At 38.4% G+C, this 7,178-nt stretch carries 7 protein-coding genes; 4 read left to right on the top strand and 3 right to left on the bottom strand.

Annotated elements, in window-relative coordinates:
• Positions 1-84: 84 nt before the first annotated feature.
• The 3 genes from AC5JMK_RS11160 to AC5JMK_RS11150 form a co-directional block, all read right to left on the bottom strand.
• Positions 85-327: a DUF8620 family protein gene (locus AC5JMK_RS11160; RefSeq protein WP_096675632.1), complete on the bottom strand. Its 243-nt coding sequence runs from the start codon at positions 325-327 to the stop codon at positions 85-87.
• Positions 328-498: 171 nt separating this feature from the next.
• Positions 499-921 carry a tetratricopeptide repeat protein gene (locus tag AC5JMK_RS11155; RefSeq protein ID WP_096675634.1) on the bottom strand — a complete coding sequence of 141 codons (423 nt, stop codon included), beginning with the start codon at positions 919-921 and terminating at the stop codon, positions 499-501.
• A gap of 112 nt (positions 922-1,033) precedes the next feature.
• Positions 1,034-1,393, bottom strand: a complete 360-nt coding sequence (locus AC5JMK_RS11150; protein ID WP_096675635.1) for a HesB/IscA family protein — start codon at positions 1,391-1,393, stop codon at positions 1,034-1,036.
• Positions 1,394-1,782: 389 nt separating this feature from the next.
• On the opposite strand from AC5JMK_RS11150, the gene AC5JMK_RS11145 reads away from it, so the two are divergent.
• From AC5JMK_RS11145 to zds, 4 genes are all read left to right on the top strand, one after another.
• Positions 1,783-3,435, top strand: coding sequence for a DUF6930 domain-containing protein (locus AC5JMK_RS11145; protein WP_096675636.1), 1,653 nt, complete (start codon positions 1,783-1,785; stop codon positions 3,433-3,435).
• Between the two features lie 1,013 nt (positions 3,436-4,448).
• Positions 4,449-4,880: a hypothetical protein gene (locus AC5JMK_RS11140; RefSeq protein WP_495910088.1), complete on the top strand. Its 432-nt coding sequence runs from the start codon at positions 4,449-4,451 to the stop codon at positions 4,878-4,880.
• Between the two features lie 408 nt (positions 4,881-5,288).
• On the top strand, positions 5,289-5,459 hold the full coding sequence (locus AC5JMK_RS11135) for a ribbon-helix-helix protein, CopG family (protein ID WP_096675637.1): 171 nt from the start codon (positions 5,289-5,291) through the stop codon (positions 5,457-5,459).
• A 218-nt stretch (positions 5,460-5,677) separates the two neighbouring features.
• On the top strand, positions 5,678-7,117 hold the full coding sequence (gene zds / locus AC5JMK_RS11130) for a 9,9'-di-cis-zeta-carotene desaturase (RefSeq protein WP_096675638.1): 1,440 nt from the start codon (positions 5,678-5,680) through the stop codon (positions 7,115-7,117).
• The last annotated feature ends 61 nt before the right edge of the window (positions 7,118-7,178 follow it).

Raw genomic sequence — 7,178 nt, 5'->3', positions numbered from 1 at the left:
GCACCCTAAGAGCTAGTCACATAAAGGCTTTGATAGTTGTCGGAGATGTCTAATGTGTCAAATTAGCCTACTAGTTACTATCCACTAACTAGATTGGAATTTGCGTGAAATCCAATTGATGACACCACTGAGAATTGCACCACCCATAAGGATTCCAATTGCTGGATTGAAAACAGGTTGCCAGAGTTTGTACCATAAATCTAAACCCAAGGGTACTCCTGATGCTTTGCCGATCGCAGCGATCGCTAACCACCCAAAACCAAACAGAACAACAAAGACATCCACTACCAAAATTAGGTTAAGCCAACTTAAAAATTTCTCTTTCATAAGCTTAATGTGAATAATGTTAATGGTTGTTTGTTGGTTGTTGCACCCTGTGGGTAGACACGTAGAAACAAAGCGGCTTCCGCAGGGTAGAGGGTTCCAAAGGTAGGGTAAGTAGCCGCTTGCGCGTCTATGGAACTAATAACCACCAACAACCAATAAACAACGATACTCCTAATTTTCAAATAGCCAATTTTTGACTTTTGCTAAACTCTGCCAATCTGGTTTTCTCTTAAAACCATCTTCAATACTGTCTTGAATTTCCTCTTGCCATTCGGGGCTAAGAGTTAATAATTTACTAGCAGCATCAATGTGTTGGCGTAAGCCTTTTTGATTGGTTTCCAACATCGCAAGGGCGAGGTTTACCCTTGCCTGTGCATCTTGTGGATTTAACTTTACTGCTTTTTGTGCTGCTTTGAAAGCGGAATTGGGTTTGTTATCCAACAAATACAACCACGCTAAACAAGTCCAAGCAGCACTACTTTTGGGAGAGCGATCGCAAACCTCTTTAAAAATAGGAATCAAAGTCTCTGCTGATTCCCCAGCTTTATAGCGTTCTAAACCTGTATCGAACAGGGATTCAACTGTGTTAGTCATTGGTCATTGGTCATTAGTCATTAGTTATTGGTCATTGGTTATCAGTCCTTCGTCAAATGACAAATGACATAGACGCGCAAGCGGCTTCCCGCAGGGTAGGACAAATGACATCTTACACCCCAAATGACTTCCCACAACCACAGGTTTGGTTGGCGTTGGGGTTAGTGAATTGAAAGCCACCGCCAATCATGGCATCGCTATAATCAAGCATTAACCCATAGAGATATAATAAGCTTTTGCGATCGCAAACTATTTTGAAGCCTTCATAATCAAAAACATCATCATTTGGTGTGATCTTGCTGGGGTCTTCAAAGTCCATTAAGTAAGACATTCCGGAGCAACCTCCTTGACGTACTCCCACTCGCAAGCACAAGTCTTTGCCACCTTGTTTTTCCTGCAACAATTTCACTTGCCGCAATGCAGTTTCGCTTAACTGAATTCCCCGTTGTGAAGACTGAGTTGCCTGTGTCATCTGCTTTTTTAGCTCCTTGTGCGGTTATCGATTACCCTATACAAGCAAAGCGGGAACCTTTAACCCAAAAGTTTCGTCGTTGGGTAGCCCCGAAAATTTTCACAAACGCTTTCCAACCACACGTCTGTAAATAACTTTGTTTATCCATTTTAGCGATATTGATGTTCTAGGTTGCCAAATTGTAAACACTCCGTCAAAAGCACGCAAAGATTTTTATTCTAGAATTGAGAGATTCAATGTGTTTTATAGATTCGCTATTTTTGGAGTTTCGACCTTTGGCAGCCCACAATCACGATTACCTTAATTAAACAGCTAAGGGAGTTTTCATCGGAGGCTAGCCCTGACTCAAAAGTCTAATTGCAAATCGCTTGTTTTGATTCACTTACTCTATGACAAGTTTTAATCGCTCTACCAGCCGTCGTTTACGGAAATTAACTCAAATTCCTTCTTTATGGGAGGGCGATCGTCGTCCATTATCATCACCAACCCAGCTATCAGAGTCTGAGACTAAAGGCGAATGTATTCTTTGGGTGGATGGTACACAAGGTATCGTACGGGGAATGGACGTAGTACCTCCAGAAAGCGGGCCAGAGGCTATTGTTCGGACTTTGATGCGAGCAATGGAAAATCCCCATAGTCCTGCTAAACCTGCTCGCCCCCAAAGAATTGTGGTCAGAGACCGAGAAATACAATTCTACTTGCGTGGAGTACTACAAGATTTAGATATTGCTATTGACTACTCACCTGATTTACCTCTGATTGATGAACTGTTTCGTGGATTTGCCGAAATTCTCGACTCTCAAATTCCCGAATTACCTCCGCAGTATGCAAAAGCTTTGCGAGAAAAAGCATTAGCAATTTGGCAAACTGCTCCTTGGGAATTGTTAGAAGAACAGCAAATTGTCTCAATAGAGATCAACAAGTGGGATGTTGGTACACTCTACGCCTCAATGATGGGGATGCTGGGGATGGAGTATGGAATACTTTTGTATCGTTCAGAAGATTCACTTAAGCATTTTCGCGCCACAATTTTAAGAGAAGAGGAATCAGAAGGACATTTAGAAGAAGCTTTCCTAAAGCAAGATTGTCTATTTTTGACGTTTGAACATGCTGAGGAAACAGACGAAGAGGAAGAATTTGAAGATTTAGCAGAACTACCACTGTCAGAAATTGAACCCACCTTTGGCAATATTCATCCTCTAGAGGGCCTACGCTCAGTTTTATACGATGAAGAGGCACTGATAGTATACGTTGCCTTAGAAAGCCTCAGCCGTTTTATTCGCGATCACCGCCGTCAATTGGATAGCGATTCTTTTCCTGCTCTGAATCGTCGCTACCGCATTTCCTTACCCGATTCTTGTGATGAACAAACAAAATCAGTATCTATTACTGTTTCTAGTATGCCAGAGTTGGCAGCAGAGTTAGAAGAAATGGCAGGCTATGAGGATGAAGAAGACGAAGACGAAGAGGACATAGAATCGGATTCTATGCCGATGTTTAGGTCATTGCGAGATGACTTAATCCCAGAAGACTCTTTCCTTAGCTTAGGTGTGGTGTCTTGGGAAATGTTGGAGTACTTACGTCAAGGAGTTAGTTACCATCAAGCAGGGGAAATTGAGCTAGTAGGTGATGGTCTGCCAGTAATTTTAATTCAAACTTCCCGTCCCAAAGCTAAGACCGTAATTGAAAATATAGAAAAAGCTGGAGGTCTTAAAGCTATTTGTTTTAATCCTGGTGCAGATCCTTTTGGTGGCGATCGCTATGATTTAGGTTTACTACAAACTCAAAATGAGGAATTATTTTTATTTGGTGAGTTTTTAGATGATGACCCCACTCACGTTGAAGCCAGAAAAAAATGGAATCAGCGCTGTAAAAATACTAAAGGCTATTGCGGTTTAATTATTGCCAAAGGGCTGACTGGATCTGCTCGTGGTAATCCCCAGTTGCGAGATATGATGGCTTTATTTGAGGCGCGATCGCTTTCACCTAAAGACTTAGGTATTGGTACTCTCCAGCTGATGCCACAACTACAATTTGAATAGCAAGCTGAACATATAGCGTTGTGCTTAAAAACACAAGTTTTGTCTTGCTCAATCACAATTAAGGGATATTTTTTTATATGGAAGTCCCTGAACGTGTTATAGCATTCCTAAATCATTAATAATTTGTGAAAAACAAAACCCCCGATTTTTTCAAAAAGTCGGGGGTTTGAGCGATCTAATTGTTTACAACTCAAATAGGATTGCTAAGTAGTTGGACAAAATTAAATTCATTCGTGGAGATAGGGAACAGGAAAAAACTGTGCAATTAATTGTGTCTGATACCAATTCTCTGTAAAGCTGCACATTATTTTAACTCCTCCCAACCTCCCTTTACCAAGGGGAGGTGCCGAAGGCGGTGGGGTTCTTTCTATGCATCTTCATATGGAAATGGTATGAGTACTTATATACGCAGTTCATGATAGGCATTTTATATAGTTATGTATTCTATATTTGCTTATTTGTCTGAAAGTTTATTATTTAAACATTTTAAAAATTCATTATTAAGAATTGCAACTTAAATAAAATTTACTATTTACTTGAATAAGTTTAAATTTTGATTGTTTTACTTGAATATTAAGGTGTATTTTAATTTTTTTAAACTCTCTATAGATAAAATTAATTATTCTGCTATGAGATACTTCAAAAGCAAGTAACAATATTTACAAATTCGCTATTGATAGTAATTGTTTCATCCATATTATTTGCTCAAATGGAAGTATAAAAATAGACTTAATATATCTTTATAACTAATATAAATATCAACTTAATGTAGTTTATTAATTCACGCTTTTTATAATTATTATTTTCTAAATTTATGGATTTTTTTGCTATCTACAGAATAAAATGTAATCTTTTTACTATCTCTTAGTAAAAATTTTATAAAACTAAAACTCTAACTTTCAGTAGAATTTCGTTAAAGTTTAAATAAAGTCATAGAAATAAATAGGAAAACATATACAATAGGAACATTAATAAGTAGGGTGTTTATACGTTAATATCGACACTATTAATATATGGGGATCAATGTCAATTTCGATAATAATTCAAATGGTTTACTACAACTCGAAAAACAATCTGCTGTTTTATATTTAGCTCAAAAATGGGCTAAAAAGTATTTGCATCATTTAGAATTGAACTGCTTGTATGAAGATAAGCAAGATGCTGTGAACTTCAGAAAGATATTATCTTGTGAGGGTAGAAAGACAACAACACAAAAGCTAATGAATTCTTTGCGTACTGTGGATTTACAAGCCTGGAACAAAACAAAAGCTTTGTTATCACAAGAAATTAAAAGATATCGTATTGACCCCAAATTAATAAACCCTTGGGAAATAACAGCAGATTCTTTTGGGATATACGAACAAGCATTGCATCTATGTATTCAGCAAGTATCAAGTCAAAATTTGCCTATACAAATCCCAATTACAAACAAGCAAACACATTAATACCATATCTACAGATGTTATGACACATGTTTTACCCAAATGTATTTGGTCAAATTGAGTTATAGAGATTAGGTCAAATTCCTTTGACACTGCTATATCTCTAAATAAATAGTTATTTAGCTAGCAGCAATTAACTTTGCCAGATTATAAAATTTTTGGTCAAGCTTGATTCTTCCTTGAGATAGTTTTTGTTGTGTATTAGATAATATACGCTATTCCTTCTGACACAACAACACTTTATTCATTTGTTTTTTTGATTCTATTCAAAAATGAAGAACACTTCAAGCAAAGCAAATTTTTTACAGAAACGATTGCTTGTTTCCTGACAAAAACTCTGATATTCTTAACTCTTTCATCCTCACTAACATTTTGTACACAATGTTGATAAACAGCAAATAACAGAATCCAATGACTAATAAAAAATGGGCTGTAAAACGTATCACTGTGAATTTAGCGGCACAGGAAGCCGAAAAACTGGAAAAGTATTGTGAGCAAACTGGTAGACCAGCAACTGATGTAATTCGGGAATTGATCCGAGGATTATCTGTAGCTGAAGATACCAAAGACAGTGACAAATAGGGAGGCAGAAATATAGATTAAGAGTACAAGGAAAAAGAATAACGAAGAAGGAAAAAATTTGTTTTTGTCTTCTACTTTTTACTTTGTTTGACTCTTTTACAAACTTGGCAGGGTGCTTTTTGAATCTTTTGGCTCTAGGACGCTAAATAGAAGACGAGTAGCAAATTCCGACACCAACCCAGTTACAATTTGTAAAGAAATTGAAAAGGAAGGACGGAATGCGCGTTGCAATCATAGGTGCGGGACTGGCTGGGCTAGCAACCGCTGTAGATTTAGCTGATGCTGGCTGTGAAATCCAGATTTTTGAGTCCCGTCCGTTTGTTGGTGGTAAAGTGAGCAGCTGGGTAGATGGAGATGGCAACCATATCGAAATGGGATTGCATGTCTTCTTTGGCAACTACAATCAGTTGTTGAAATTGATGAAGAAGATGGGAGCCTTTGAAAACCTGCTTCCCAAAGAACACATTCATAACTTCATCAATAAGGGAGGAAAGACAGGTGCGCTTGATTTTCGTTTCTTTCTGGGTGCGCCTTTCAATGGTTTAAAGGCATTTTTTACTACCTCTCAACTCTCATTACTAGATAAATTACAGAATGCTGTAGCACTTTCGACTAGTCCAGTTGTCAGGGGTTTGGTAGACTTTGAAGGTGCGATGCAAGATATCCGCAACTTAGACAAAGTTAGCTTTGCCGAGTGGTTCCGTAGTCATGGTGGTAGCAACGGCAGTATTAAGCGGATGTGGAACCCCATCGCCTATGCTTTGGGTTTTATTGATTGCGAGAACATATCCGCTCGCTGTATGTTGACGATTTTTCAGTTATTCGCTGTGAGAACAGAAGCCTCAAAACTGCGGATGTTGAAAGGATCGCCCTATGAATATTTGCATAAACCGATTTTGGAATATCTAAAAGCGAGAGGAACAACAATTCATACTCGCCGTAGAGTACGAGAAGTCCAATTTGTTGAGGAAAAAGAACAAACCTGTGTCACTGGTTTAGTTATTGCTGACGGTGACACGGAAGAAAAAATTACCGCAGATGCCTATGTAGCAGCTTGTGATCTGCCTGGAATTCAGCGTCTGTTGCCTCAGGAATGGCGTCAGTGGTCAGAATTTGACAATATTTACAAATTGGATGCAGTTCCTGTAGCAACGGTGCAGCTACGGTTTGATGGTTGGGTGACAGAACTGCAAAATGTAGAGGCACGCAAACAGCTAAATCACGCAGCAGGAATTGATAATTTATTATATACCGCCGATGCAGATTTTTCTTGTTTTGCTGATTTAGCTTTGACTAGTCCTGCTGATTATTATCGACAAGGGCAAGGGTCTTTGTTGCAGGTAGTGCTGACACCAGGAGATCCGTTTATTAAAAAAAGCAATGAAGAAATTGCTCAACACGTTTTGGCACAAGTACACGAATTGTTCCCATCATCGAGGGAATTAAATATGACTTGGTACAGTGTGGTTAAGTTGGCTCAGTCTTTGTACAGAGAAGCTCCAGGGATGGATATTTATCGTCCCCGTCAAAAAACCCCTGTGGCTAATTTCTTTTTAGCAGGGAGTTATACACAGCAGGATTATATCGATAGCATGGAAGGAGCAACGATTTCGGGAATGCTTGCAGCAAAAGCTATTTTGGAGACTATGAAACAATAGTTTGCTAATCCAAAATCCAAAATCCAAAATCCAAAATCCAAAATCCAAAATCCAAAATCCA

This window comes from Pelatocladus sp. (assembly GCF_059505505.1).
Note: the sequence above shows the minus strand (reverse complement) of the source record. Positions and strands in the feature narration are given on the sequence as shown.